We start from the raw sequence: 479 nt of genomic DNA, 5'->3' as shown, positions 1-479 counted from the left end.
GCAGAAGCTGGTGAAGTCGGGGTACGGGGCGTACCTCCTCGAGGTCCTGGAACGGGGTAAGTGAGCATCGTGGGCACTCTTGTCGTCACCGGCGGGGCCGGTTTCATCGGATCGAACTTCGTCCACCACGTCGTCGCGCACACCGACCACCGGGTGATCGTGCTGGACAAGCTCACCTACGCCGGCAACCCCGCCTCCCTGGCCGGGCTGCCCGAGGACCGCGTCGAGCTCGTCGTGGGCGACATCGCCGACGCGGACCTCGTCGACTCGCTGTTCGCCCGCGCCGACGCGGTCGTGCACTACGCCGCGGAGTCCCACAACGACAACTCCCTCAACGACCCCCGCCCGTTCCTGGACACCAACATCGTCGGCACCTACACGCTGCTGGAAGCCGCCCGCCGCCACGGCACCCGCTTCCACCACATCTCCACCGACGAGGTCTACGGCGACCTCGAGCTCGACGACCCGGCCCGGTTCAC

The 479-nt window shown here is 68.5% G+C and carries 1 protein-coding gene; it reads left to right on the top strand.

What is annotated here, in order from left to right; translation table 11 throughout:
* Positions 1-69 precede the first annotated feature (69 nt).
* The coding region (locus ACWXWW_RS17880) for an NAD-dependent epimerase/dehydratase family protein (RefSeq protein ID WP_455971334.1) at positions 70-479 on the top strand (410 nt) is incomplete at its 3' end.

This window comes from Microbacterium sp. KNMS, assembly GCF_053851835.1.
Note: the sequence above shows the minus strand (reverse complement) of the source record. Positions and strands in the feature narration are given on the sequence as shown.